2 protein-coding genes are annotated in these 1004 nt (G+C 46.9%); both read left to right on the top strand.

From position 1 onward, the window contains the following. The coding region (locus R8O11_RS25430) for a YcjX family protein (RefSeq protein WP_318124217.1) at nucleotides 1-230 on the top strand (230 nt) is incomplete at its 5' end. Next, a partial coding sequence (locus R8O11_RS25425; RefSeq protein ID WP_318194638.1) for a TIGR01620 family protein occupies nucleotides 227-1004 on the top strand: 778 nt, incomplete at its 3' end. The genes R8O11_RS25430 and R8O11_RS25425, both read left to right, overlap by 4 nt.

Raw genomic sequence — 1004 nt, 5'->3', positions numbered from 1 at the left:
CCTCAGGCGACAAAACCATTTCTGCGTTACAAGGGACGACCTTAAACGGTGAGGCAATGACGATGTTCCCAGGAGAGGTGCCGAAGAAGCTACCCAATGCTGCCTATTGGCAAAACAGTGGTTTCGACTTTACTTCCTTCCGTCCTATGCCGTCAGCAAGTGATGAACCGATGAAACACATACGTCTAGATAAAGCACTAGATTATCTGCTAGGAGACAAATTGAAATGAGCGAATTGAAGCAGAAACAAATTTTCTCTGAAAAAGCACTAGAGAAAGAGCAGCAATCGGATTCACCAGAGTTAACGGCGCAAAAGACATTCAGTGAAAAAGAAACTTTTGTACCAGTGAAGATAGAAGAAGATCGAATTGAAACCGAACAAGAACTGCAACTTGAACACGTGATTCGCCCTAGGCCGGGCAGAAAGTGGCTCGCAACCATCGTGTTTGCTACTTTTGCCGGATTGGTCGGGTGGCAGGCTGTAGACTCATTTGTCACTGCGGTGCAAACAGCTGACTGGCTAGCATTAGGTTGGGCGGGTTTCATTACTGCAGTGGCTTCATTGGGCCTAGGTGCTATCGGTAAAGAACTCTGGAAGCTACGTAAATTAAGAAATCATTTCAGCATTCAAGAAGAAGCCGAACTGCTCGTTCACAGTGACAGTGTGGGTAAAGGCAAGGTGTTTTGCGAAAAGGTGGCGGAACAGAGTGGTGTTTTAGCAGAGAACCCAGGCTTTGATCGCTGGCAGAACAGCATTAACCCAGCACACAGTGATGCGGAAATCCTCGATATGTACGATTCTATGGTCGTTAGTCAACAAGACAAGCTCGCTACAAAAGTGGTTTCTCAGCACGCGACTGAGTCTGCTGCGTTAGTTGCGGTAAGTCCACTCGCCGCCGCTGATATGTTGCTGGTGGCGTGGCGAAACTTCAAAATGATCGATAACTTATCCAAAGTGTATGGCGTTGAATTAGGTTATGCTTCGCGCATCAAGCTATTGAGAG

This window comes from Vibrio sp. 1288 (assembly GCF_033344475.1).
The sequence above is the reverse complement of the archived record's forward strand: the minus strand, read 5'-3'. Positions and strand labels throughout refer to the sequence as shown.